Source organism: Ruegeria sp. YTSA144 (assembly GCF_059610125.1).
On the sequence record NZ_JBXWNA010000002.1, the window covers coordinates 264392 to 288725 of the forward strand.

At 59.3% G+C, this 24334-nt stretch carries 25 protein-coding genes; 17 read left to right on the forward strand and 8 right to left on the reverse strand.

The window, feature by feature from the left end; all coding sequences use genetic code 11:
• Positions 1–1002, forward strand: coding sequence for a nuclear transport factor 2 family protein (locus tag AC2FF8_RS08255; protein WP_496879413.1), 1002 nt, complete (start codon positions 1–3; stop codon positions 1000–1002).
• Positions 999–1871 (forward strand): amidohydrolase family protein, encoded by an 873-nt coding sequence (locus tag AC2FF8_RS08260; RefSeq protein ID WP_496879414.1) that lies wholly within the window; start codon positions 999–1001, stop codon positions 1869–1871. Before AC2FF8_RS08255 ends, AC2FF8_RS08260 begins: the two co-directional genes overlap by 4 nt.
• A gap of 97 nt (positions 1872–1968) precedes the next feature.
• Here AC2FF8_RS08260 and AC2FF8_RS08265 read toward each other — a convergent pair whose 3' ends face one another.
• From AC2FF8_RS08265 to AC2FF8_RS08280, 4 genes are read right to left on the reverse strand one after another with little or no spacing between them, the layout of a single operon-like run.
• Positions 1969–3006: an ACP S-malonyltransferase gene (locus AC2FF8_RS08265; RefSeq protein ID WP_496879415.1), complete on the reverse strand. Its 1038-nt coding sequence runs from the start codon at positions 3004–3006 to the stop codon at positions 1969–1971.
• Entirely contained in the window at positions 3003–5192 is a 2190-nt protein-coding gene (locus AC2FF8_RS08270) for a thiamine pyrophosphate-dependent enzyme (protein WP_496879416.1), read from the reverse strand. Before AC2FF8_RS08270 ends, AC2FF8_RS08265 begins: the two co-directional genes overlap by 4 nt.
• Before the next feature lie 11 nt (positions 5193–5203).
• The gene (locus tag AC2FF8_RS08275) at positions 5204–6406 is read right to left on the reverse strand and encodes an acyl-CoA dehydrogenase (protein WP_170346870.1); all 1203 of its coding nucleotides are present in this window, start codon (positions 6404–6406) and stop codon (positions 5204–5206) included.
• On the reverse strand, positions 6403–7578 hold the full coding sequence (locus AC2FF8_RS08280; protein ID WP_496879417.1) for a pyridoxal phosphate-dependent aminotransferase: 1176 nt from the start codon (positions 7576–7578) through the stop codon (positions 6403–6405). Before AC2FF8_RS08280 ends, AC2FF8_RS08275 begins: the two co-directional genes overlap by 4 nt.
• Positions 7579–7667: 89 nt before the next feature.
• Between AC2FF8_RS08280 and AC2FF8_RS08285 the strand changes: the two genes are divergently transcribed.
• Complete coding sequence (locus AC2FF8_RS08285) at positions 7668–8573, forward strand: LysR family transcriptional regulator (RefSeq protein ID WP_254440088.1); 906 nt, start codon at positions 7668–7670, stop codon at positions 8571–8573.
• A gap of 24 nt (positions 8574–8597) precedes the next feature.
• On the opposite strand, the gene AC2FF8_RS08290 is transcribed toward AC2FF8_RS08285, so the two are convergent.
• Positions 8598–9494: a LysR family transcriptional regulator gene (locus AC2FF8_RS08290; protein WP_170346872.1), complete on the reverse strand. Its 897-nt coding sequence runs from the start codon at positions 9492–9494 to the stop codon at positions 8598–8600.
• A gap of 131 nt (positions 9495–9625) precedes the next feature.
• On the opposite strand from AC2FF8_RS08290, the gene AC2FF8_RS08295 reads away from it, so the two are divergent.
• The 11 genes from AC2FF8_RS08295 (at position 9626) to AC2FF8_RS08345 (ending at position 18774) form a co-directional block, all read left to right on the forward strand.
• Positions 9626–10591: an NAD(P)-dependent oxidoreductase gene (locus AC2FF8_RS08295; RefSeq protein ID WP_496879418.1), complete on the forward strand. Its 966-nt coding sequence runs from the start codon at positions 9626–9628 to the stop codon at positions 10589–10591.
• Positions 10592–10626: 35 nt separating this feature from the next.
• Positions 10627–10839: a hypothetical protein gene (locus AC2FF8_RS08300; RefSeq protein WP_496879419.1), complete on the forward strand. Its 213-nt coding sequence runs from the start codon at positions 10627–10629 to the stop codon at positions 10837–10839.
• Between the two features lie 97 nt (positions 10840–10936).
• The gene (locus AC2FF8_RS08305; RefSeq protein WP_496879420.1) at positions 10937–11968 is read left to right on the forward strand and encodes a sterol desaturase family protein; all 1032 of its coding nucleotides are present in this window, start codon (positions 10937–10939) and stop codon (positions 11966–11968) included.
• A 237-nt stretch (positions 11969–12205) separates the two neighbouring features.
• Positions 12206–12952: a PaaX family transcriptional regulator C-terminal domain-containing protein gene (locus AC2FF8_RS08310; RefSeq protein WP_170346876.1), complete on the forward strand. Its 747-nt coding sequence runs from the start codon at positions 12206–12208 to the stop codon at positions 12950–12952.
• Positions 12953–13185: 233 nt separating this feature from the next.
• The gene (gene pcaF, locus AC2FF8_RS08315) at positions 13186–14388 is read left to right on the forward strand and encodes a 3-oxoadipyl-CoA thiolase (protein WP_496879421.1); all 1203 of its coding nucleotides are present in this window, start codon (positions 13186–13188) and stop codon (positions 14386–14388) included.
• A 15-nt stretch (positions 14389–14403) separates the two neighbouring features.
• Positions 14404–15381, forward strand: coding sequence for a 1,2-phenylacetyl-CoA epoxidase subunit PaaA (gene paaA, locus AC2FF8_RS08320; RefSeq protein ID WP_496879422.1), 978 nt, complete (start codon positions 14404–14406; stop codon positions 15379–15381).
• A gap of 23 nt (positions 15382–15404) precedes the next feature.
• Complete coding sequence (gene paaB / locus AC2FF8_RS08325; protein ID WP_050604311.1) at positions 15405–15689, forward strand: 1,2-phenylacetyl-CoA epoxidase subunit PaaB; 285 nt, start codon at positions 15405–15407, stop codon at positions 15687–15689.
• A complete protein-coding gene (paaC, locus tag AC2FF8_RS08330; protein ID WP_170346878.1) occupies positions 15689–16447 on the forward strand; it encodes a 1,2-phenylacetyl-CoA epoxidase subunit PaaC in 759 nt (252 codons plus the stop codon). Before paaB ends, paaC begins: the two co-directional genes overlap by 1 nt.
• A gap of 6 nt (positions 16448–16453) precedes the next feature.
• Positions 16454–16912, forward strand: a complete 459-nt coding sequence (gene paaD, locus AC2FF8_RS08335; protein ID WP_170346879.1) for a 1,2-phenylacetyl-CoA epoxidase subunit PaaD — start codon at positions 16454–16456, stop codon at positions 16910–16912.
• Positions 16913–16925: 13 nt separating this feature from the next.
• A complete protein-coding gene (gene paaE, locus AC2FF8_RS08340) occupies positions 16926–17999 on the forward strand; it encodes a 1,2-phenylacetyl-CoA epoxidase subunit PaaE (RefSeq protein ID WP_496879423.1) in 1074 nt (357 codons plus the stop codon).
• A gap of 13 nt (positions 18000–18012) precedes the next feature.
• Entirely contained in the window at positions 18013–18774 is a 762-nt protein-coding gene (locus AC2FF8_RS08345; protein ID WP_170346881.1) for a Phenylacetic acid catabolic protein, read from the forward strand.
• A 254-nt stretch (positions 18775–19028) separates the two neighbouring features.
• Here AC2FF8_RS08345 and AC2FF8_RS08350 read toward each other — a convergent pair whose 3' ends face one another.
• Complete coding sequence (locus tag AC2FF8_RS08350) at positions 19029–20081, reverse strand: zinc ABC transporter substrate-binding protein (protein WP_496879424.1); 1053 nt, start codon at positions 20079–20081, stop codon at positions 19029–19031.
• A gap of 57 nt (positions 20082–20138) precedes the next feature.
• Here AC2FF8_RS08350 and AC2FF8_RS08355 point away from each other — a divergent pair, with 57 nt between their 5' ends.
• From AC2FF8_RS08355 to AC2FF8_RS08365, 3 genes are read left to right on the forward strand one after another with little or no spacing between them, the layout of a single operon-like run.
• Positions 20139–20651, forward strand: a complete 513-nt coding sequence (locus tag AC2FF8_RS08355; protein WP_170346883.1) for a Fur family transcriptional regulator — start codon at positions 20139–20141, stop codon at positions 20649–20651.
• Between the two features lie 2 nt (positions 20652–20653).
• Positions 20654–21394, forward strand: a complete 741-nt coding sequence (locus AC2FF8_RS08360; RefSeq protein WP_496879425.1) for a metal ABC transporter ATP-binding protein — start codon at positions 20654–20656, stop codon at positions 21392–21394.
• Positions 21394–22191, forward strand: a complete 798-nt coding sequence (locus AC2FF8_RS08365) for a metal ABC transporter permease (RefSeq protein WP_496879470.1) — start codon at positions 21394–21396, stop codon at positions 22189–22191. Before AC2FF8_RS08360 ends, AC2FF8_RS08365 begins: the two co-directional genes overlap by 1 nt.
• 117 nt (positions 22192–22308) lie before the next feature.
• Here AC2FF8_RS08365 and AC2FF8_RS08370 read toward each other — a convergent pair whose 3' ends face one another.
• On the reverse strand, positions 22309–23382 hold the full coding sequence (locus tag AC2FF8_RS08370) for a BMP family ABC transporter substrate-binding protein (protein ID WP_170346885.1): 1074 nt from the start codon (positions 23380–23382) through the stop codon (positions 22309–22311).
• Positions 23383–23413: 31 nt separating this feature from the next.
• On the reverse strand, positions 23414–24334 hold the full coding sequence (locus AC2FF8_RS08375; protein WP_170346886.1) for an ABC transporter permease: 921 nt from the start codon (positions 24332–24334) through the stop codon (positions 23414–23416).

Sequence of the window (24334 nt, forward strand, 5' to 3'; positions counted from 1 at the left end):
GTGAACTTTCAGACAGAAAAAAAACTGGTCTCTGCGTTTCACACCGCACTGGACTCCGCCACAGTGACGGAAACTCCGAAGGTGATGAGCCAATTCTGCGCTTCGGATTTGAGGTGGCGCGGCTTTCACCCGTTCAACGAAATCAACGGCGCCGAACAGGTTGCCCGGCAATTCTGGCAGCCGCTGAAGGGCAGCCTTGCTCACGTGCAGAACCGAGTGGATATTCTGTTTGCGGGACAAAACGCGTTACGCAAGGAAACCGACGTTTGGGTTGTTGCCATGGGCCATCTGATGGGGCTGTTCGCCCGACCGTGGCTGGGTATTCGCCCGACCGGCAAGATGGCATTCCTGCGTTATTGCGCGTTCTACAAGGTGGCCGGCGGCAGAATTGTCGAAACGGCGATGTATTTCGACATCCCGCACCTGATGGTCCAGGCTGGCCAGAACCCGTTCCCCCCCCAGACCGCGGCACATCTGGTGCAGCCCGGACCGAGGTCCCATGATGGTTTGCTGCTTGATGAGCAACCCGCAGACGAAGGCGAAAAGACGCTGGCGGTCATCAACGCGATGATTGCGGATCTGGGTCGTTGGGACAGCGGACTGTCGCTGGAAGAAGAATTGGCGCGAACGTGGCATCAGGACATGATCTGGTGGGGCCCCGAAGGAATTGGCGCGACCTACACGATAGAACGCTATGCCAGGCAACACTCTGGCCCGTTTCGCGCCGCCTTCACGGACCGGTCAAAGACCAATCACGTCTGCCGTCTGGCCGAAGGGCATTACGGTGGCTTCTTTGGATGGCCCAACTTCACTGCCACGCCCACAGGGGGTTTCATGGGGATGCCAGCCACCGGCAAACCCGGCGAATTCAGGGTGATCGATATCTATCGCCGCGTCGAAGACAAGCTGGCCGAAAACTGGATCTTCATCAACTTGCTGCATTTCTGGAAAGGGCAGGGTGTGGATATTCTGGCGCGCACCACCGGGATCGAAGCATCATGAAGATAGATGCGCATCACCACCTGTGGGACCTTTCCGCCGTGCACTACCCCTGGCTTGCAGAGAAAGGTATCGTTCGGTTTTTCGGCGATCCGTCTTCCATCCAGCGGGACTATTTGCTGCCGGAGTTTCGCGCGGACGCCGAAGCCATGGGGTTCGGCGCTTCGGTTCACATTCAGGTCGGCGCCGCTGACCCCTGGGCCGAGGCGCAGTGGGTACAATCCGTTGCCGACCAGTTCCCGGACTGGCCGTTGGTGCAGGTGGCATTCTGCGATCTGACCTCGGATGATCTGGATGCACAGCTCGACCGTCTTCAAACCCTGCCTTCAGTGCGTGGCGTTCGTCAGATTATTGGCCGGGCTCCGGGTGAAGACGCGCTTTCAGGGACCAACGTCCTGCTGCAAGACCCAAAATTCTTGGAAGGTCTTGTGAATCTGGGTGCGCGCGGTCTTTCCTTTGATCTTCAACTGCTGCCTGAGCTGATGGGTCAAGCCGCGAGTATCCTTGCACAGGCCCCGGAGACCCGGATCGCTCTTTGCCACGCAGGTTCGCCATACGACCGGACTCCGCAAGGGTTGCGACGGTGGGCAGATGAATTGACGGCCTTGTCAAAACTGCCACATGTCTTTTGCAAACTCTCCGGCCTGGGAATGTTCGACCACGATTGGAACGCTGAAAGTGTCTCGCCGATCGTTTCAACTTGCCTGTCCCAGTTTGGCGCCGATCGCTGCATGTTCGGATCGAATTTCCCGGTCGACAGCCTTACTTCGACCTACACGGAAGCCGTTTCCCGGCATGAGAAACTCATCCCGGGGTCGATGCTGGACGACGTCTTTCGCGGCACATCAAAACGTTTCTATCGCATTGAATAGCGACGGTCGTGACAACTGGACTCCCTGCACCGGTTTTCTGAGACGGCTTGGCAATCCCGGCGCGCAGGCTCAGAGGCTGACCGGCGGGCCCGCAGGTTCATGTCACCTGTTTCCTTTGATCATCCATTCCCATCGAACACAGAATCGGGCTGTTTCTTTGGCGAGACTGGAATGTCGACTTGTCCGACAGTCCGGACCAATTGGTCAGGATCAGGCTTTGTGCGACGGCTCCGCCCAGCGTGGTGCCGGGACCGGTCACAATGAACAGATCCGGTGCGAACTCATGCGCGGCTTGCGCTATGGCATGGGTGAAATCATAAGTTTCGGTCACTTGGTGGCCCAATGTGTAATCCCAAAGCGCATTCGGGTCGCACGCTCCGGGCCACCATATCCGGCCACGACCGTCGATCAGGGGCAGGTCCGGTTGCCGAAACAGGCCAGCGCCCAGTTGCGTGCGGCCCTGCGCCGAGACCGGAGCCTGAAGATGCGAATGGAACCCGGCATGGTTGGCCAATCGCATTGGAAAACGTTCCTGAACCACCGGTACGGCCTTTTCGAACGCGGCCAAACCGGCGTCATCGCCTGCAAGCACCAACATGCCGCCCAGATCAATCGACAGCGTCAGCGTTGCATCGGTTCGGTCAATGTCATCCACCAAGGCAAGCAGCTCTGCCTTGCGGGCCCGGTCAGGATGCCAGTCGGAATCCATGAAAGGATAGATCAATTGGCCGCCGATCATGTTTTCCTGCATCAGAGTGCCCATGGTGTTGACCACCTCGAACCCTCCTTCGGCTGACAGCGCACCGCCGCAGGCCAGCGCCGAATACCAGCCCATCGAATTCCCCGTCACCGCAACCACTTCGATTTTGTCAGGGTTGATGGCGCGGAAATCGCCCAGAGTAGCGGCATAGATCAAAGCAGATGCATTGTCGCCGCGCGTGTGCTTGGCAATGGAATATCGGGCGGCACCGTCCAGTTCGCTGAGGGTATCTTGTCCTCGCGCGCGCCGCATGTCATCAAAGCGCCGCAGCAGGGCCTTGTCGCTGAATTGCCGGCTCAAGATACCCAGTTCGGGTTTGTTGTAAGTACCCCGGCCAGGGCAGATGACGACGGCAGTCTGTTTGGCGGAACTCATGTGCCGGCCTCCATCAAGGATCGCGCGGCGGCTTCGATGCTGTCTTTCGATGGCATGGTCGCAGCATAGGCCGGGCCCGTGGCGATAAAGCTGTCTTCGGCGGTGATGCGGGCCAGCGGCACATCGGTGGTTTCGTGGAAATGCGCCATCAAAGCTTCGGCCACGCCGCCATGGTGGCGGGTTTCGTCGACGATCAGGATGCGTTTGGCCCCGGTTACGGCCCGTGTCAGTGCCGCTTTGGGCAAAGGGGACAACCAGCGCATATCGATGATCCGTGTCTTGATCCCGTCGGCCTGCAAGGCCGTGCGCGCCTGATGGCTGAGATAGACGCCATTTCCAAAGGTGACGATGGCCAGATCGTCACCGTCACCGTCCACGCCCACCTCGCCGAAGCCGATCTTTTCAGAAGGGTCGGGATAGGTTTGCATCCAGCCGCCGTCTCCGGCCTCGTGCAGGTCCCGCATCGGGTAGAGCGCGATGGGTTCGAGGAAGACGACCAGCCGCTGTTCTTCACGCGCGAGGCGCACGCATTCACGCAGCATCCGCGCGGCGTCGGCACCGTTCGACGGGCAGGCCAGGATCAGGCCCGGAATGTCGCGCAATACAGCGACCGAGTTGTCGTTGTGGAAATGTCCCCCAAACCCTTTTTGATACCCCAGCCCGGCAATGCGCACGACCATCGGGTTGGTGTATTGACCATTCGAGAAAAAGGGCAGGGTGGCGGCCTCACCACGCAGCTGATCCTCGGCATTGTGAAGATACGCCAGAAACTGGATTTCCGGCATTGGCGTGAACCCGTTCTGAGCCATGCCGATCGCCAGGCCCAGGATCGACTGTTCGTCCAGCAACGTGTCGATCATCCGGTCAGGGCCAAACCGTGTTTGCAGCTTTTGGGTCACGCCGTAAACGCCGCCTTTGCGCCCTACATCTTCGCCCATCATGACGATCTCGCCATGTTCCAGCATCAGATCGGTCAGGGCCCAGTTGATCAATCGCGACATGATCTGCGGTTCGGAATGGGCCTTGAGATCGCCGCCGAACACCTCGGCCCGACGCTCGGGTGTTGGGCCGTTGGTCGGTGCGCAGGGGCGTGCGGGCGGGATCAGGCTGGCCATCACCTCTTTTGCGTTTTGCAGGCGCGGGCGTGTGATGGCCTGATCGGCCACGCGGGCGACCCGGGCGCAGGTATCATTGTAGACGCTCAGCGCCTGGTCCGGGCTCATCGCACCGCACTGATCCAACAGGCGCACGGAATGCAGCAGCGGGTCGTTGGCCTCTTCGGCCTCAACCTCGGCCTTTGGCATATAGGTGGTTGGCATATCGGCCCCGGCGTGACCGTACAAACGAACAGTCCGAACATGCAGGAAGGCGGGTTTCTTTCGGCTGCGCACATAGTCGGCCGCCTGTTGCGCGACGCGGTAGGTGTCGAACAAATCCAACCCGTCGCACGAGAAATACTTCAGGCCCGGACGGTTGGCGAAAGTGGCCGCGATCCAGCCTTTCGGCGTTTTGGTCGAGATGCCGATCCCGTTGTCTTCGCAGCAGAACATCAGGGGCAGAGGCACAGATTGAAAGGACGTCCACTGCGCCGTGTTGAACGCGCCCTGTGCGGTGGAGTGGTTGGCCGAGGCATCCCCGAAGGAACAAAATACGATGGCATCCTCGGGCATGTCTGCATGCTCAGGGCGATGACGCCGTGCAGCGGCGACGGCATATGCCGCGCCGACCGCTTTGGGAAGATGGCTGGCGATGGTCGAGGTCTGCGGCGGAATGCACAGCGCTTTCGATCCCAGAACCTTGTGACGCCCGCCACTGATCGGGTCCTCGGAAGACGAGGCAAAGGACAGCAGAATATCCCATGTCGGGCTTTGGCCCGGCACCTGATCCGAGCGGGTAATCTGAAAGGCCGCATCGCGGTAGTGCAGAAAGGCCGGATCGGTCGGGCGCAGGGCTGCGGCAACGGCCGCCATGCCCTCATGTCCGGACGACCCGATCGTATAGAACCCCTGACCGGCCTTCTGCATCGCGCGGCTTTGCCGGTCCAGCGCCCGGCTCAGGCATTGCGACCTGTAAAGCGCGACGGCTTCATGACCGCTCAGCGGTCCGGCCGGTGCGGACCCTTCGGGAAAGTCCCGCGCCGCAACACGGCGCAGGAAATTGTCATGCACGATTGCGGCGCGATCCATGTCAGATGTCCTTAGGCGAAGGCTTGCAGACCTGTCTGCGCACGGCCCAGGATCAGGGCGTGCACATCATGGGTGCCTTCATAGGTGTTGACGGTTTCAAGGTTCACCATGTGACGGATCACGTGAAAGTCCTGACTGATCCCGTTGCCACCATGCATGTCGCGGGCATGACGGGCGATCTCAAGCGCCTTGCCGCAATTGTTCCGTTTGATCAGGCTGACCATCTCGGGCGCGGCGCGGGCCTCGTCCATCAGGCGACCCACGCGCAGCGCGGCTTGCAGGCCCAGCGTGATCTCGGTCTGCATGTTGGCAAGCTTCAGCTGGAACAGTTGAGTCTGCGCCAGCGGACGGCCGAACTGTTTGCGGTCCAGCCCGTATTGCCGGGCCGCGTGCCAGCACGCCTCGGCGGCGCCCATCGACCCCCAGGCAATGCCGTACCTCGCACGGTTCAGACAGCCGAACGGGCCCTTCAGACCTTCGACATTGGGCAGCAGAGCGTCTTCGCCGACCTCGACATTGTTCATCACGATCTCACCGGTGATCGAGGCGCGCAGAGACAGCTTGCCTTCGATCTTGGGGGCCGACAGTCCCGCCGTTCCCTTATCCAGAACAAAGCCCTTGATCTTGCCGCCATGCGCCTCGGACTTGGCCCAAACGACGAACACATCGGCGATCGGGGCGTTCGAGATCCACATTTTGGACCCGTTCAGCACATAGCCGCCCTCGGTTTTCCTTGCGACGGTCTTCATCGAACCGGGGTCGGAACCGGCATCGGGTTCCGTCAGCCCGAAGCAGCCGATAAATTCGCCGGTTGCCAGTTTGGGCAGGTACTTCTGGCGCTGCTCTTCGGTGCCGTATGCGTAAATCGGATACATCACCAGACTGGACTGCACCGACATCATCGAACGATAGCCGCTGTCCACACGCTCGACCTCGCGCGCGACCAGGCCATAGGTCACATAGCTGGACCCAATGCCGCCATATTCCTCGGGGATGGTTGTCCCCAGCAAACCCATCTCACCCATCTCGCGAAAGATGGCCGGGTCGGTTTCTTCATTGGCAAACGCGGCAGTTACCCGAGGCAGCAGCTTGTCCTGCGCGTAGGCATGTGCTGCGTCACGAACCATGCGTTCGTCTTCGGCCAACTGGTCTTCCATCAGGAACGGGTCGTCCCAGGTGAAGGGACCGAGATGCGGGGCGGATTGAGGTTTCATGCAAGTTTCCTTTCCACAGCGGTTTTCAGACGTGCAAGGCCCGCTGCAATAGTATCTTCGGCATAAGCGAACGACAGGCGAAAATGGCCTGGCATCCCAAAGGCGCGGCCGGGCACCAGGGCAACGCCGGCATCTTCCAGCAACCACGTGCAGAATTCCGCGTCGCTGTCAAATGGCCCGCCTTGTTCCTTCAGCAGGCCAGCGCAGGACGGAAAGGCATAAAACGCCCCGTCCGGGGTGGAACAGCGCAGCCCGGGCACGGCATTCAACCCGTCGACGACCAGATCGCGGCGCGCGACAAACAGGGCGCGACGCTCCTCCAGCAACTCGGGTTCGCAAGTGATCGCGGCCAGCGAGGCCCATTGCGAGATCGAGCATGCCCCTGATGTGACCTGACCCTGAACAGCGATCATGGCGCTTATCAGATCGGTCGGTCCGACCCCCCAGCCGATGCGCCATCCAGTCATCGACCACGCTTTGGCCACACCGTTGACGATCAACATGCGATGGGTCAACGCCGGGGCGGCCTCGGCCGCGGACGTGAAAGGTGCAAAGCTGAGATGGCGATAAATCTCATCGGCCAGAACCCAGACCTGCGCGTGGTGCTTCAGCACTTCTGCCAGCCCCGCAAGTTCTGCCTTCGAATAAATCGCGCCCGACGGGTTCGAGGGCGAGTTCAGCATCAGCCAGCGGGTGCGCGGCGTAATGGCGGCCTGCAATTGTTCAGGCAGCAGTTTGAAGCCCTGCTCCATCGGGCAGGGCAAAACCACCGGCACCCCACCTGCCATCCGGACAATATCGGAATAACTCGCCCAATAAGGTGCAGGCATGATCACTTCGTCGCCGGGGTTAAGGCTGGCCAGCATGGCATTCGCGATCACCTGTTTCGCGCCTGTTGAAACGATGACCTGAGCCATCTCGGCCCCCGCTTGTCGGGCGATTTCCGTGCGCAGCGCAGGCACACCCGCAGTGGGCGGGTACTTGGTTTTGCCCTCCAGTGCCGCTGAATGCGCAGCTTCGACCACATGGGGCGGCGTCGGCAGGTCCGGTTCGCCGGTAGACAGCGCAAGAATATCACGCCCTTGGGCGCGCAGGCGGGCGGCGGCCTCTGAGATCTGGACGATTTCCGACAATTCGATACCGTTCAACCGGTCAGCGCGCTGGAACACCATGAACCTTCCTCTGCAAACAGGTTCGGTTCTAGCCAGAAAGTCACTTGAGAAAAATACGCCAATAAGTATCCTTTCAGTGACTAAAACTCATGAATGTCATGCCCCGGATCAATTCACTTCCATCTCTTGCGCTCATGCGCAGTTTCGAAGCCGCCGCGCGCCATGAAAGCTATACCATGGCGGCCGAGGAGCTTGGCGTGACCCAAAGCGCGATCAGCCGTCAGGTCCGAGAGCTTGAGGCCGCGATTGGCGTTACTTTGTTTCGGCGGGTCGGTCGGGCCGTGCGCCTTTCCAAGGCGGGGCGGGCCTTGCGGGACGAGCTGGCAGGTGATCTTGAGCGTCTCAGTGGTACGATCAACCGTGCAATTGCAGCCGGAGACGGTGCGTCGCTGTTGACCCTGGCTGTCCTGCCCACCTTTGCGACACGGTGGCTGGTGCCGCGCCTTCCGGATTTCAAAACGCGCCATCCCGGGATCGAACTGGATCTGCATTCCTACACGACTCCTTTCAGCCTTGAAGAACGACGCATGGATCTGGCCATACATTTCGGGCAGGAGGATTGGCCGGGTGCGCAACTGCGCAGGTTGTTCCCCGAGCATCTGGTGGTCACGGCAGCACCCGCGCTGCTGAGACGTCACAGGCTGGACACCCGCGCGCAGACCTTTGATCTGCCGCTTTTGCATCTGACCTCGCGCCCCGAGCTGTGGTCCACCTATCACTCTCAGCTCGGGCTGGATCCGGGGGCGGTTTTTCCGGGGATGCGGTTTGACCAGTTCTCGATGCTGATCGAGGCCGCCGTCGTCGGTTTGGGTGCCGCCATTCTGCCCTCTTACCTGATAGAAGAAGAGCTGGCGTCCGGCGTTCTGACCGAAATCGGCCAGATCACCAACACGTCGAACAGCGCCTATTACATTGCGACGCCAACTGGTCAGAAGAACGACGCGGTTCAGGCTTTTGCAAACTGGATCAGCAAGCAGACGCGGGCACGCGCGTAACTGGGCAAATACAGAAGATTGAACTCATTGCCCGCAGGCACGTCTCAGGCAAAAAACCTGTTTGAGCCAGGTTTCAAACATCTGTTTTGCCGCAGAGTTCGCGTTCGATCTCTGGCCATCGACAAGGAAATGGCTCTGTTCGATTGGAATGGCGTCCCCGACAATCGCGATGGATCTTCCGGCCTCGATTGCCGTTCTGGCAAAGCGCTCAAGGATTACCGCGTATCCTCCACCTTCCGCCACGATGTCCACGGCGGCAATTGTCGTGTCCACGGTGAAGGCAGACGCCGCAGGAGAATACTCTGTGCCGAAAGCGGAAAAATACCGGTGCCACATGTCCTGAAATCCCAAGATCTGTATCTGGGGCTTGACCAGCAGTTCTTCCGTCGAAGGCCATTTCCGTTCTCGTGATCTGGCAGCAACCGGAACGATGCGCTCATCCGAGATCTTGCTGAACGGCCCGTCGTTCCATTCCCCGTTCCCCAAACGCAGTTCGACATCGACGTTTTCCCTGCCTGCGGATTCTGCCCAGATATTTGAAACCAACCTGATCGACACACCCGGGTGTGTGCGTGAAAACTCGGGCAATCTGCCGGCAAGGAACAAGCTGGCCGTGGAAATCGGCACACGCACGACCAGCTCGTGCTTTTGACTGGAGCCAAACAGGCTTGCGGTTGACAGGTCGATATCGCCCAAGGCACGCCGAACTGAAAACGCATACGCCTGCCCGACCTCTGTCAGGCTGAGGTTTCGCGCGGCGCGAAAGAACAAAGGACAGCCCAGCTGAGCTTCCAATGAGCGGACGTGCAGGCTCAAGGCCGTCTGTGTGATGCCAAGTTCTTCTGCCGCAGCAGTAAAGCTCATATGCCGTGCGGCACAGTCAAAAGACCGCAGCCAGACCAGATTGGGCGATTTGGACATTTCCAGCACCAAAAAATTTTATGGATACCGGCGATGTTTATTCGTTTTACACGCTGCATTCAACGCCCGTAGATTTCATCAGGGAAAACAGTGCTGGTCCTCTGATTGGCCACCGGAAAGGGAACGCAGGTATGAAAGTTGGATTCATCGGCCTTGGAAATGTCGGCGGGAAACTCAGTGGCAGTTTGCTGCGCAATGGCGTTGATCTGACCGTACATGATCTGAGCTCTGACCTGGTGTCAGGTTTCGTCGACCGCGGGGCAAAGGCTGCCGAGAATCCGGGACAACTGATGCGGGATTGTGATGCGGTCATCACCTGCCTGCCTTCTCCGGCGGCTTCGGACGCCGTGATGCAGGAAATGCTGCCCGAAGTGACCGAGGGCAAAATCTGGATGGAAATGTCCACGACGGATGAAGCAGAGGTCAAGCGTCTGGGTGCGATGGTGAAGGAACGCGGTGGCGCTGCCGTCGATTGTCCGGTTTCGGGCGGGTGTCATCGGGCGGATACCGGCAACATTTCGATTTTTGCCGGATGTGATCGCGCCACGTTCGAACGTATTCTGCCCTTTCTGACCACGATGGGGCGTCGCATCCTTCATACCGGTGAGCTGGGATCTGCTTCGGTACTGAAAGTGCTGACCAACTATCTGGCCACCGCAAACCTGATCACCTGTTCAGAGGCGCTTGTCGTCGCCAAGGCCGCCGGAATGGATTTGAACACGGCGTATGAGGCAATGAAGATCAGTTCGGGGACATCCTTCGTGCATGAAACCGAAAGCCAGGTTATCCTAAACGGATCTCGCGATATCTCGTTCACGATGGACCTGGTGTTGAAGGATATCGGCCTGTTTCAGGAGGTCGCGGATCGCGCCGGGGTGCCGCTGGAGATCAATCCGCTGATGATCGAGATTTTCAGGGACGGGATCGAGAAATACGGCCCTCGTGAGTTTTCCCCCAACATCATCCGCCGGCTTGAAGACAAAACCGGGCTGGATATCCGCGCGCCGGGGTTCCCATCGGAAATGCGGGACGATGAACCGGAAGAGCCCGGTTACGAAGTGATCCCGCAAGGATCTGACCTGAAGGCCGCCGAATAGGGCGGTGCGCGGCGGGCAGGAAACGGATCTACTGTATGGCGGATCATCATTCTTGCGCCGTTGCATTCGCCGACATGGGCGGATCCTGCATCACGCCTGAAGCAAATCGGCTGGAACGTCTGGCCGTTTTTCGTGCCGCCGTTTCTGAGGGGAGCGGTTCGCTTTCCGCTGCCCGTGTCCGCAAGAAACCGGATGGGCGGGGCAGGTCGCGCAAGGCGCTCGACAACCGCCGCCCGTCCCGCGAATAGGTCACATCATGTATCGCCGGCCATCACGCAAACATCCTTACGAGCCGCCTCCGGCTTGGTCCTGCAAAGGCGACTTTATTCAGGAAAGGACAATCACGTGACGACCCCAGATGGGAACCCTCAGGACACCACCAAAGCACCCCCCGAGCCAGTCCCCATGAGCCGCGAATGGCATTGGCACCCGAACTTGCCGGTGAAATACGCCCCGTACTGGAACTGGCCGCCGAAAACCGGCGTCCTGGCGAAATGGGTTTGGCAGAACTGGCTTCAGTTCTCGGACCGCTCGATCTTTCTGGCCTTGGCCTTCCTGGTGGCCTTCTGGGTACAACCCGTCGGTGTCGGGCAGGCCTCGTTTGCCCCGGGCTGGGTGTCATGGGTATTCATTCGGAACTGGGTGCTGCTGTTGATCGTCGCCGGTGGCCTGCACATGTGGTTCTATGGGGTCGATGGGCAGGGAAAGCTGCTGAAATACGACCCACGGCCTTACATGAAGCGCAAGAACGCTTTGTACAAGTTCGGCTATCAGACGTGGGACAACATCTACCATTCGATGGTCTTTGGCGCGACATTCCTGTCGATGCTGGAGTGCTTTCTGCGCTGGATGTATGCCAACAATTACATCGCCACGCTCAGCTTCGCGGCGCATCCGGTCTGGTTCGTGTTGCTGTTCCCGACCCTGGCGCTCTGGCAGAGCTTTCATTTCTATGTTGTGCATCTGTTTCTGCACCAGCCATTCATCTACAAGCATGTTCATGCCGTGCATCACCGCAACGTCAATACCGGCCCATGGTCGGGCATGTCGATGCATCCGGTCGAGGCTTTCGGGTATCTCAGCGCCATCCTGATCGTGTTGGTATTGCCCAGCCACCCGGTGCACATGATCTTTCTGGGCTATTGGCTTATGCTGGGTGCCGCCTCGTCTCATTCCGGGTACGAGGCCATCTGGGCGCGCGACCGTCAGGCGTTGTTGATCGGGGCGTTTTTCCACCAGTTGCATCACCGTTATTACGAATGCAATTACGGCAACGCGGAAATGCCCTGGGACAAGTGGTTCGGAACCTATCACGACGGCTCGGAAGAGGCCACGAAACGAACACGTAACCGCAAACGTGACATGCACGCCAAATAGAGCGGCGCGCAACGCGGGCGGTGCACAGATGGCACCACTTTGGCGGATCACTTGTTTTGCCCGACAGCGCTTGACTGAACCGACCCGGTTGGCGAAATCCTGACCCTGTACGAAACTGGGCGTGCGGGGCCGGATGGCATTTCCTTCGGGCCCGATTATACTGGGCAAATGAAAGATACTGCTCCAGATTGGTTTGAATCCTGTGTCAGCCGGCTGACCACGACAAGCACCCAGCGGGTGTGGTCAGTTCTGGTTACGATTTTCGGCGATCTGGCGCAGGATGGGTCGGATCAGATCAGTGGATCACTCATCACGGCGCTTACGCGTCTGGCGGGGATCAGGGCCGAGGCCACACGGGTTGCGTTGCATCGGTTGCGCAAGGAAGGCTGGATTGAAAGCACGCGCGTCGGTCGGAACAGTGTGCACAGGCTGACCAGCTTTGGTCGCCGTCAAAGCGTTGCAGCCGCACCGCGTATCTATTCCCGCGACTCGAACATGCCGGATATCTGGCATGTTCTTATCGCCAGCAACTCGGAAAGTTCCCGGAAGGAATTGTCGGATTTGATGCTGACAGGGGATTACTTCTCGCTGAATGCGTCCACGGCCATGGCACCCGGGCCGATGCCGGATGATCTTGAGGAGCTTCTGGGTTTCGAGAGCGACACGATCTCCGTCCCGAACTGGCTTCGCGACCTGTGCGGGCCGGAGCCGTTGAAAACCGCCTATGATCAATTCTGGGATGCCATTCAGGTTGTTGAGCGGCTTTTGCCCGCAGAGGGGGCGGGCGATCCGATGCGTTCGGCGGTTCTGCGTGTTCTGGTCGTGCACGCCTGGCGACGCATCGTTCTGCGCCATCCAAGCCTGCCGCCGGTTTTCCTGCCGGACGACTGGAAAGGTGCGGCGTGCAGAGAAGCTGTCTCGCACTTGTTGGAAAGGCTGCCGCGCCCCTCGCTATCGAGTTTGGAAGCCGAGCTGATGGACTGACCCACAGCGGGGCAAAGCTCGGGCGAGCTGTTGGGTTTCCTGCCATAATCAAAAAGTGACTGCGCTGTTTTGTGCCGTCGCAAAAACCGCTTCGGTCAGAAGGCACCTTTAATGTTACAGGATGTGCGACATGTGAGAAGATTGAGTAACATAAGTCTTGCATCGAATCAGGGGAGGATTTATTAACCGACCAGACGGTTGATATTGTTCCGTGGGAACAGGAGTACTCTAAGATGGACGCTTTCATTTGTGACGCGACGCGCACTCCGATCGGACGGTACGGAGGGGCGCTATCGTCGGTCCGCACAGATGATCTGGCTGCTCTTCCGTTGGCGGCATTGAAGGCGCGCAACCCTCAGGTCGACTGGGCCAGTGTTGACGACGTGATCTATGGCGATGCCAATCAGGCGGGCGAGAGCAACCGAAACGTTGCGCGTATGGCTGCTCTTCTGGCGGGTTTGCCGATTGACGTTCCGGGAACGACGGTGAACCGTCTATGTGCCAGCGGCATGGATGCTGTGGGTATGGCGGCGCGCGGCATCAAGGCGGGCGACTACGATCTGGCCATCGCGGGGGGCGTGGAAAGCATGTCACGCGCGCCGTTCGTGATGCCCAAGGCAAGTTCGGCGTTTACCCGCAGCAATGCGGTGTACGACACCACGATCGGCTGGCGTTTCGTGAACTCGAAGATGAAGCAGGCATACGGCGTCGATTCCATGCCGCAAACGGCCGACAATGTCGCCGAAGACTATGGTATCAGCCGGGAAGACCAGGATGCCTTTGCCGCGCGCAGCCAGTCCCGCTGGGCCACCGCGCACGCGGCAGGCGTGTTCAAGGATGAAATCACCCCGGTTTCGGTTCCCCAGCGCAAGGGCGATCCGATTGTCGTTGATACGGATGAGCACCCGCGCCCGGGAACAACGGCCAAAAAACTCGCGGGTCTGAAAGGTGTGAACGGGCCCGACAAGACCGTGACGGCGGGGAATGCGTCTGGTGTGAATGATGGTGCGGCGGCGATTCTGATGGCGAATGAGGCCGCAGCAGCCAAGAACGGTCTGACCCCGATGGCCCGAGTGGTTGGCATGTCGGTTGCGGGTGTTGCGCCACGTGTGATGGGCATCGGCCCGGTACCGGCCAGCCGCAAGGTGTTGGCCCGGGCAGGGCTGAGCGTGGATCAGATGGACGTGATCGAACTGAACGAGGCGTTTGCGTCTCAGGGACTTGCCACCTTGCGCGAGCTGGGTCTTCCCGACGACGCGGCCCACGTGAACCCCAACGGTGGTGCGATAGCGCTGGGCCATCCCCTTGGCATGAGCGGTGCGCGCCTTGTGCTGACCGCGGCCTATCAATTGAAACGTACCGGCGGGCGCTATGCCCTGTGCACCATGTGTGTGGGTGTCGGGCAGGGTGCGGCCCTTATACTTGAACGCGTGTAACGGAGGAGACGGGACATGTATGCTCAGATGGTAGAATCCGAAGCGTCGAATGAAGATCCGGAAAAGCTTGCTGAATTCCAGGCGCGGATCGACGCGGATATCAAGATCGAGCCCAAGGACTGGATGCCTCACGGGTATCGCAAGACGCTGATCCGTCAGATTGGTCAGCACGCTCATTCCGAGATTGTGGGTCAATTGCCCGAAGGCAACTGGATCACGCGCGCGCCGACACTGGAGCGGAAGGCGATCCTTCTCGCCAAGGTGCAGGACGAGGCCGGGCATGGTCTTTACCTGTATTGTGCCGCCGAAACGCTGGGTGTCAGCCGCGATGAGCTGACCGAGATGCTGCTGGATGGCCGCATGAAATACTCGTCGATCTTCAATTACCCGACCTTGAACTGGGCCGATATTGGTGCCGTCGGGTGGCTGGTTGACGGCGCGGCGATCATGAACCAGGTGCCGCTGCAAAGAACGTCCTACGGGCCGTATTCGCGCGCGATGATCCGCATCTGCAAGGAAGAAAGCTTTCACCAGCGCCAAGGATATGATGCCATTCGCAAGATGGCCGAAGGCACGCCGGAACAGCGCAAGATGGCCCAGGATGCGATGAACCGTTTCTGGTACCCGTCACTGATGATGTTTGGCCCGTCCGACAAGGACTCGGTGCATTCGGCCCAGTCGATGGCGTGGAAGATCAAGATCAACACCAATGACGAGCTGCGCCAGAAATTCGTCGACCAGACCGTGCCGCAGGCTGAGTATCTGGGCCTGACGATCCCTGACCCGGATCTGAAGTGGAACGAAGAGCGGGGGCATTACGACTTTACGGAACCCGACTGGTCCGAGTTCTTTGACGTGATCAAAGGCAACGGCCCCTGCAACGTGGATCGGCTGGCCGCGCGCAACAAGGCATGGGACGACGGCAAGTGGGTCCGTGACGGGCTGTTGGCCCACGCCCGCAAGAAAAAGGCCGGCAATCTGGCTGCTGAATAAGCTTACCCTGAGGAGGATACCCGATGAATACCGAATGGCCCCTGTGGGAAATCTTCATCCGCGGTCAGCATGGGATGAGCCACCGACATGTCGGTTCGCTACATGCCCCTGACGCGGAAATGGCAATCAAGAACGCGCGCGACGTCTACACCCGCCGCAACGAAGGCGTCTCGATCTGGGTGGTCGAAGCCAACAATATCTCGGCGTCATCGCCCAGCGACAAAGGCCCGCTGTACGAACCAAGCGAAAGCAAGGTGTACCGGCACCCGACCTTCTTCGACATTCCCGATGAAGTGGGGGCAATGTGATGACCCGGGATGAGGCATTTCTGCAATTCCTGCTGCGGATGGGGGACAACACACTGATCCTCGGGCATCGTGTCAGTGAGTGGTGCGGCCATGCGCCGGTTCTGGAAGAAGACATAGCGCTGGCCAACACCGCGCTGGACCTGATTGGCCAGACCCAGATGTGGCTGGGCCTTGCGGGAGAGGCCGATGGTGGCAAAAGCGCCGACGATCTGGCTTTCCTGCGCGACGCCTGGGATTTCCGCAACGTGTTGCTGGTCGAGGTGCCGAACGGCGATTTCGGCCGTACGCTGATGCGTCAATTCCTGTTCGATGCGTGGCACTCGATCATGCTGGGACGCCTGATGGCATCTTCGGACCAGCGGGTTGCGGCAATCGCCGCCAAGGCCAGCAAGGAAGTGACCTACCATCTGGAACGTTCGGGCGACACGGTCGTGGGGCTTGGTGACGGAACCGAGGAAAGCCATGCCCGGATGCAGGACGCACTGGATTACCTGTGGCCCTATGTGGGCGAGATGTTTGCCAGCGACGAGGTTGACGCCCAGATGGTCGCCGCAGGTATCGCGCCGAACCCGGCGGATTTGCGAGAGGAATACGACGCGCTGGTTGAGCGGGTCCTCAATCAGGCAACGCTGAGTATTCCGGAAAGCCGTTTTGCCCATAAAGGCGGCCGCGACGGGCGCATGCATACCGAACATCTGGGCCATCTGCTGACGCAGATGCAATGGCTGCAACGCGCCTATCCCGGAGCAAAGTGGTAAGAGCGGATGCGGGTCTCGACTGACCAGATATGGAGCTGGCTGGATGCCGTGCCCGATCCCGAAATCCCGGTGATTTCCGTCGTGGATTTGGGCATAGTGCGCGATGTGCGCTGGGATGCTGACACGCTGGTCGTAACCGTCACGCCAACGTATTCCGGTTGCCCGGCGACATCCATCATCAGTCTGGATATCGAAACCGCGCTGCGCGATCACGGCATCGGGGATCTGCGCATAGAAACCAGCATTTCACCCGCCTGGACCACCGATTGGCTCAGCGAAAAAGGCCGCGCCAAGCTGGAAGACTATGGAATTGCGCCGCCGCAACCCGCGGGCGGCCCGGATCGCTGCCCGCATTGCGGCAGCAAAGCAGTCGAAAAGGTCAGCCAGTTCGGCTCGACCCCGTGCAAGGCCCATTGGCGCTGCACGGATTGTCTGGAACCCTTTGACTATTTCAAGTGCATCTGAGGAGGAGCACCGGATGGCACGTTTTCACGACCTGAAAGTCACCGACATCCACAAAACCATCCGCGATGCGGTTGTCGTTACGCTTGAACCCGTTAACGGCGCAGCGGATCAGTTCGACTTCGCCGCCGGCCAGTACCTGACGTTCCGGCGCGAATTCGACGGCGAAGAACTGCGCCGCTCCTACTCCATCTGTGCCGGCAAGGATGACGGTGTTCTTCAGGTCGGCATAAAACGCGTCGAGGGTGGTGCGTTCTCAAGCTGGGCAAATGAAGAGCTCAGCATAGGTGACGTCGTGCAGGCGATGCCACCAATGGGCAATTTTCACGTACCCATCGATGCGGATGCGGAAAAACACTACCTTGGCTTTGCCGGCGGATCGGGGATCACGCCTGTTCTGTCGATCCTCAAAACCACTTTGGCCCGCGAACCCAAATCCCGTTTTACGCTGATCTATGCCAACAAGGGCATCAACACGATCATGTTCCGTGAAGAACTGGAGGATCTGAAGAACCTCTATATGGGCCGGCTGAACGTCATCCACATTCTGGAAACGGACGCGCAGGAGATTGACCTGTTCACCGGTCTGGTAACGCAGGAAAAATGCCGCGAGCTGTTCAAGCACTGGATCGATGTCGAGACTGCCGACACCGCATTCATCTGCGGACCAGAGCCGATGATGCTGGGTATTGCCGCCGCTCTGCGGGAACACGGTCTTGAGGACAGCCAGATCAAGTTCGAACTCTTTGCCAGCGCCCAGCCGGGTCGGGCCAAGCGCGAGACAAGTGCGGCCGACGCAGGCACGCAGGCAAACCAGACCAGCGCTTTGATCACATTGGATGGCGCGACGCAGACCGTGACCTTGCCGAAAGATCAGTCCATTCTGGATGCAGCCTTGGAAAATGCCATGGACGCGCCTTACGCCTGCAAAGCCGGGGTTTGTTCGACCTGCCGCTGCCGTGTTCTTGAGGGCGAGGTCGAGATGCTCGCCAATCACGCGCTGGAAGATTACGAGGTCGAAAAAGGTTACGTGCTGAGTTGTCAGGCTTACCCGGTGACCGACCGCGTGGTCGTGGACTACGACCAGTAAAGGGAGAGGATCAATGACCGACGCCATGACACTCGACAGCTACCTGGCCGCAGGCGGAGTGCTGACCAATCCGACCAACGTACCGCCGCGTTACCGCGCCGAGCTGATGAAACTGATGGCTACGTTTGTGGACAGCGAACTCGCAGGTGCCGCAGGCTTTGCTGATGTCATCAACCAGGGCCCTGGCATAAAGGAACGTATCGCGGCGGCGAAGATCGTGCTGGAAAAGACGGACCACGCGGACCGGGTTCTGAAAATCATGGGTGAGTTCGGCGCCGACACGGATCGTTATGCCACGCATCACCCCTGGACTGCCCGGTTGGATCGAAAAGCGGATATCGGCGCGACCCGCAGCGAACATGACATGCGGCTTGCGGTGTTCAATTATCCGATTGCCGGTTGGACTGACGCCGTCGTCATGAACCTGCTGATGAGCCGTGCCGTGGCAGAGCAACTGGCGGAGTTCTCGACCGTCTCTTATCAACCACTCGCCGAGGCTTTCCGGCAGATCGCACCGATCGAGGCGCATCACGGCGAACTGGCGTTGGAAGGTGCTGTTAAGCTGGTTGAAAACGGAGAGTCGCAAGATATGCAAGACGCTGTGGACTATTGGTGGCCCCGCGTAGCTGTGTCTTTCGGGAGGGATGACCCGAAACGATTTGAGCATCTGAGATCACTTGGCTTGCGCCACAGCACCAACGCTGCCCTTCGGGAAAGGTGGACGCGGGCAGCGGATGCAGCCCTGAAAAAGCTGGGTTTGAAATCACCTTCCTAAAAGCACGTCTCAAGGAGTGAGACCAATCCGTTTCCGAGGCGATCTGACAAGCGCGTTGGCGATTGAGATGTGTTCCTGAAGGATCGTTTGGCTGCAACACGCTGGGTCAGAGAAGCGGTAGTGTCAGGTTTCCCTGACATTGCCGTCGGACATGATGCAGCTGCTGGTTTTTTCGGTCTGCGCGCTGATCCGCCCTGTTTCCTGAAAGGTTGAACCCGGCCGGTTTCTCAACCCGAGCCGGGTTTGCAACGGGGTTAGAGACACTCGGCCAGAGTTTTTGCCATGTTGAGAATGACTTGCGGGTAGAGATCCGCTCCGGGTTCCAGATCAGAGCCCAGCGGATCGATTACGCCCGTTTTGGCCTCGGTCCCGTCCAGCACGGTTTTGACGATGCCGGGGTTGAACTGTGGCTCGGCCAGAACGCAGCTGATACCTTCTTCGCGGATACGGCTTTGAATCTCGGCGATACGAGCCGGGCTCGGGTCCGAGGCGTCGGCGATGGAAATCGCACCTGCGGCTGGAAAGTCAAATGCATCCTCGAAATACTGGTAGGCGTCGTGGAACACGACGAAGCTTCCTCCGCGAACCGGTCCAAGCGTCTCGGCCACTTGTGCAGACAGCGCGGCCATTTCAGCGCGCGCGGCTGCGGCATTGGCAAAATATGCACCTGCATTGTCCGGATCGGCAGACGACAGCTGTGCGGCGATCAGGTTCAGCCAGGTTTCTGCATTTGCGGGTGAAAGCCATGCATGTGGATCGTGCTCGCCATGCGCGTGATCGTGATGCTCATCATGCTTTTCTTGATCGGCATGTTCTTCGTGATCGTGGTCATCATCCTTGGCGTGGTCGTCGTGACCATGTTCATGATCATCATGATCGTGCCCGTCGTCTTCGACGTGCTCATCTTCATGATCATGTTCCTCTTCGCCGGCATGATCATGTGCCTCGAAAACGGCGCTTTCGCGGAACTCCAGAAGAACCGTACCATCGGCGTCAAGTAGGGACGTGACCGTCGCACTGTCGGCAAGGGTTTCGATGGCACTTTCCATCCAAGGTGTCAGGTCTTCTCCCACCCAGAACACCAGATCGGCATCCTGCAATGCGGCCGCCTCGGACGGGCGCAGGTTGTATTCATGAGGCGAGGCACCTGGTGCGACGATCAGGGCCGGTGTTCCGACGCCGTCCATAACCCGGGAAACAAGCGAGTGGATAGGCGCGATATCGACCGCAACGTTCGGAACGTCCGCGATGGCGGTTCCTCCCATCAATGCAACCGTGATCGAAACTGGAAGAAGCTTTCTGGACATCAGACCCTCTGTGTGATTTTATAACGTTACGAGTGGCAATACATGAAATGAAATAACATGACAAGTGATACGAATCCTGTCTCTGTCGATGAGGCGGCCCCGGTCGGGTTTCAGGAACATGACCACCAGACTTGCGTCAAAACGGCGTTGCTATCCGCCGAGGCACGGTGCAAGGGCGAGGGGCTGCGCCTGACGCCGGTTCGCCGCAAGGTCTTGGAAATGCTGCTGCAAGAGCATCGGGCCCTTGGTGCCTATGCCATCCTTGACCGATTGCGAGAGGAAGGGTTCGGATCTCAACCACCGGTCGCCTATCGGGCGCTTGATTTCCTTGTTCAAAACGGGTTCGTTCACAAGATCGAGCGCCTGAATGCGTTCGTCGCCTGTTCTCATCCCGGCGCGTCGCATTCTCCGGCATTCATGATTTGCAGGAAGTGCGATGCGGTTGCCGAGGCGCAGTCCGCGCCGGCTAAAGGTGTTCTTGGTGCTGCTGCGCGCGCTGCGGGTTTCGAGATCGAGCGAACGGTTGTAGAAGCCGAGGGACTTTGCCCCGACTGCACCGAAAAGGCCTGAAAATGACGCTCGTCTGTGTCGAGAATCTCAGTGTGCGCTACGGCGCCAATACTGTTCTGAGCCATGTGGATATGGCAGTCGAACCTGGTGAGATCGTCACCATCGTCGGGCCAAACGGATCGGGTAAAACCAGCCTGTTGCGCGCCATCATTGGCGCGACCAGGCCATGTGCCGGGCGTGTATCACTGAAACCCGGATTGAAGGTCGGATATGTGCCGCAGAAACTGCATGTGGATCCCACCTTGCCAATCTCGGTCGAGAGGTTCATGCGCCTGACGGATCGCGTTTCACGTCGCCAATGCGTCGAGGCGCTGGAAACGGCGGGCGTCCCGGATCTGTTGAAACGTCAGATGTCGCAACTGTCGGGCGGTCAGTTTCAGCGTGTGTTGCTGGCGCGGGCGCTGATCAACAAACCTGACCTTCTGCTGCTGGATGAGGCGACCCAAGGGCTGGACCAGCGCGGTTCGGCGAGTTTCTACCAGCAAATCGAGGCCGTACGCCGCGAAACCGGATGTGCAATCCTGATGATCAGTCACGAATTGCACGTGGTCATGAGCGCCTCGGACAGGGTGATTTGTCTCAACGGGCATGTCTGCTGTGAAGGATCGCCGGCGGTGGTCGCTTCGGCACCCGAATACCGGGCCTTGTTCGGAACGGGAACAGGCGGTGCGCTTGCCCTGTACCGGCACGAGCACGATCACAATCACGACCATGATGCAAACCCTCAGGAAGCGGCGGAATGATGCTTGACGATTTCATGATGCGGGCAACGCTCGCAGGTATCGGTGTTGCGTTTGCGGCTGCTCCTCTTGGGTGTTTCGTGGTGTGGCGCCGCATGGCGTATTTCGGTGACGCAACCGCACATGCCGCAATTCTGGGCGTGGCCCTGTCGCTGACCTTTCAGATGTCGATCTTCACCGGAGCGCTGGCCGTTGCACTGATTATGGCGCTGACGGTCACCTTGTTGGCCGGTCGTGGCTATGCGATGGACACGCTGCTGGGGGTCCTGGCGCATTCCGCTTTGGCCTTCGGTCTGGTTGCTGTCTCGTTTTTGTCCGGCGTCCGCATAGATTTGATGGCGTATCTGTTCGGGGATATTCTTGCGGTTTCCCGATCGGATCTGCTGGTGATCTGGGGCGGCGCCGCGCTTGTCGTGGCGCTGATCGCCTGGCGATGGGCTCAGCTTTTGACGGCCACATTGAATGAGGAACTGGCCTATGCCAGTGGTTTCGACCCGAGACGGGAACAGTTGATCCTGACCCTGTCTCTGGCGGTAACCGTGGCTGTTGCGATCAAGGTCGTGGGGGTATTGCTGATTGCGGCGATGTTGATCATTCCCGCGGCGGCGGCACGAAATCTGGCCCGATCGCCCGAAGCAATGGCATTGATAGCGGCCGCAATAGGCGCGTTTTCCGCGATTGCGGGGCTCAGAGCGGCTTATGTGTTCGATACTCCGGCGGGGCCTTCGATAGTCTGCGTGGCCGCTGTTTTGTTTGCCTGTCTCAGCCTGGTGGGGTGGCGAACGCAGGGCAGGGCTTGATCGACCCGGGCGGTATGCGAACGTCATTCACGCTAACCAGATTTTGTCCGATGCCGGTGCGCATAAAAAAGGCCCGCAGACCAGGTGCGGGCCTAATTCATTCCTTGATGAAAAAGCTTACTGCGGAATCTCGCCTTCCAGCCCTTCAACATAGAAGTTCATGCCAGCCAGCGTGCCATCGTCAGCGGTTTCGCCTTCAGCCAGCCAGTCGCTTCCGTCCTGCTTCTTCAGCGGACCGGTGAACGCGTGATAGCTGCCATCTGCAAGCGCCGCCTTCAGGGCCAGCGCCTCTTCTTTGACATCTGCGGGAACCGCGTCCGAAATCTCGCCGATTTCGACCATTCCTGCTCCGATACCGTCCCAGGTGTTGGAGGATGTCCATGTCCCGTCCATTACCGCTTTAGTCCGCGCGATGTAATAGGGGGCCCAGTTGTCGATGATCGATGACACACGCGGGAGCGGTGCGTATTCGCTCATGTCCGATGCCTGACCGAAGGTGATCACGTTGCCGGCCTCTTGCGCCGCTGCTTGCGGTGCTGTCGAGTCGGTGTGTTGCAGGATTACGTCCGCGCCCTGTTCGATCAAAACGGTGGCGGCGTCAGCTTCTTTCGCCGGGTCGAACCACGTGTAGGCCCAGACGATCTTGAACTCGACATCCGGGTTCACCTTCTTGGCGTGGATATAGGCCGAGTTGATGCCGCGGATCACCTCGGGGATCGGGTAGGACCCGATATAGCCGATGATGTTCGACTTGGTCATTTTACCGGCGATGTGGCCCTGAACCGCGCGGCCTTCGTAGAAGCGGGCCGAGTAGACCGAGACGTTGTCGGCGGTTTTATAGCCGGTTGCATGCTCGAATTTAACGTTCGGGAATTTCTTGGCCACGTTGATGGTCGGGTCCATGTAACCGAACGAAGTGGTAAAGATCAGATCCGCGCCTTCCAGCGCCATCTGCGTCATCACACGCTCGGCGTCCGGGCCTTCGGGAACCGATTCAACGAATACGGTTTCAACCTTGTCGCCGAACTCTTTTTCAACGGCCTGCCGGCCCTTGTCATGTTCATAGGTCCAGCCGCCATCGCCGACCGGGCCGACATAGACGAAACCGACTTTGGTCTTGTCTTCGGCCATGGCCCCCGAGGCCAGACCCAGCGCCATGGCGGCGCTCGTCAGAAGTGCGGTGAATTTCATGTGTTACTCCCCAAATTGGTACTGTTGGCCCCTAGTGTGAGGCATGGAATATCCGGCCCAGCGAAGCAGGCGCGCTGCTCTTGTCGGCCGAAAGGATCACAAGCACAAGGATCGTGATGATATAGGGCGACATTGCCAGATACTCGACGGGAATGGCAACGCCTGCCGCCTGCAAATTAAGCTGCAACACGGTAATGCCGCCGAACAAATAGGCACCCAACAGGACCCGCCACGGTTTCCAGCTTGCAAAGACAACAAGGGCCAATGCGATCCAGCCGACGCCGGCGGTCATGCCCTCGGTCCACTGCGGCACGCGGATCAGGCTGATATAGGCCCCGCCCAGACCGGCGCAGGCGCCGCCGAACATGATGGCCAGAATGCGGATCTTGATCACCTTGTAGCCAAGCGCATGCGCGGCATCGTGGTTTTCACCGACGGCCCGCAGGATCAGACCAACACGCGTGTATTTCAGCACCGCCCAGACGGTCGCCGTGATCGCGATGCCCAGGTACAGGATCGGGTCATGTTGGAACAGGATCGGGCCGACAACCGGGATATCGCTGATCAGCGGAATATGGATGTCGCCCATACTGGGGGGTTTGATCCCCACATAGCTCTGCCCGATCAGTGCGCTGAACCCAAGGCCAAACAGGGTCAGAGCCAGACCGCTGGCCACCTGATTGGCCAATGCAAACTGCGTCAACAAGACGAACAGCAGCGAAAGAACAGCGCCGCCGATGGCGGCAGCGACAAAGCCCAGCCAGGGCGAGCCGGTCTCGACCGAGATGGCAAAGCCGCTGATCGCACCCACGATCATCATGCCTTCGACGCCGAGGTTCAGAACACCTGACTTTTCGACGACCAGCTCTCCGATTGCTGCAAGCAGCAGGGGCGTTGCGGCCACCATCAGTGAGGCGACCAGAAGTACGGGGTTGATTTGGCCAAGATCCAT

Coding starts and splice junctions, on each gene's coding strand:
- AC2FF8_RS08260 (WP_496879414.1), top strand. CDS start 999: ATGAAGATAGATGCGCATCACCACCTGTGGGACCTTTCCGCCGTGCAC.
- AC2FF8_RS08265 (WP_496879415.1), bottom strand. CDS start 3,006: ATGAGTTCCGCCAAACAGACTGCCGTCGTCATCTGCCCTGGCCGGGGT.
- AC2FF8_RS08270 (WP_496879416.1), bottom strand. CDS start 5,192: ATGGATCGCGCCGCAATCGTGCATGACAATTTCCTGCGCCGTGTTGCG.
- AC2FF8_RS08275 (WP_170346870.1), bottom strand. CDS start 6,406: ATGAAACCTCAATCCGCCCCGCATCTCGGTCCCTTCACCTGGGACGAC.
- AC2FF8_RS08280 (WP_496879417.1), bottom strand. CDS start 7,578: ATGGTGTTCCAGCGCGCTGACCGGTTGAACGGTATCGAATTGTCGGAA.
- AC2FF8_RS08285 (WP_254440088.1), top strand. CDS start 7,668: ATGAATGTCATGCCCCGGATCAATTCACTTCCATCTCTTGCGCTCATG.
- AC2FF8_RS08290 (WP_170346872.1), bottom strand. CDS start 9,494: ATGTCCAAATCGCCCAATCTGGTCTGGCTGCGGTCTTTTGACTGTGCC.
- AC2FF8_RS08295 (WP_496879418.1), top strand. CDS start 9,626: ATGAAAGTTGGATTCATCGGCCTTGGAAATGTCGGCGGGAAACTCAGT.
- AC2FF8_RS08300 (WP_496879419.1), top strand. CDS start 10,627: ATGGCGGATCATCATTCTTGCGCCGTTGCATTCGCCGACATGGGCGGA.
- pcaF (WP_496879421.1), top strand. CDS start 13,186: ATGGACGCTTTCATTTGTGACGCGACGCGCACTCCGATCGGACGGTAC.
- paaA (WP_496879422.1), top strand. CDS start 14,404: ATGTATGCTCAGATGGTAGAATCCGAAGCGTCGAATGAAGATCCGGAA.
- paaB (WP_050604311.1), top strand. CDS start 15,405: ATGAATACCGAATGGCCCCTGTGGGAAATCTTCATCCGCGGTCAGCAT.
- paaC (WP_170346878.1), top strand. CDS start 15,689: ATGACCCGGGATGAGGCATTTCTGCAATTCCTGCTGCGGATGGGGGAC.
- paaD (WP_170346879.1), top strand. CDS start 16,454: ATGCGGGTCTCGACTGACCAGATATGGAGCTGGCTGGATGCCGTGCCC.
- paaE (WP_496879423.1), top strand. CDS start 16,926: ATGGCACGTTTTCACGACCTGAAAGTCACCGACATCCACAAAACCATC.
- AC2FF8_RS08345 (WP_170346881.1), top strand. CDS start 18,013: ATGACCGACGCCATGACACTCGACAGCTACCTGGCCGCAGGCGGAGTG.
- AC2FF8_RS08350 (WP_496879424.1), bottom strand. CDS start 20,081: ATGTCCAGAAAGCTTCTTCCAGTTTCGATCACGGTTGCATTGATGGGA.
- AC2FF8_RS08355 (WP_170346883.1), top strand. CDS start 20,139: ATGACAAGTGATACGAATCCTGTCTCTGTCGATGAGGCGGCCCCGGTC.
- AC2FF8_RS08360 (WP_496879425.1), top strand. CDS start 20,654: ATGACGCTCGTCTGTGTCGAGAATCTCAGTGTGCGCTACGGCGCCAAT.
- AC2FF8_RS08365 (WP_496879470.1), top strand. CDS start 21,394: ATGCTTGACGATTTCATGATGCGGGCAACGCTCGCAGGTATCGGTGTT.
- AC2FF8_RS08370 (WP_170346885.1), bottom strand. CDS start 23,382: ATGAAATTCACCGCACTTCTGACGAGCGCCGCCATGGCGCTGGGTCTG.
- AC2FF8_RS08375 (WP_170346886.1), bottom strand. CDS start 24,334: ATGGATCTTGGCCAAATCAACCCCGTACTTCTGGTCGCCTCACTGATG.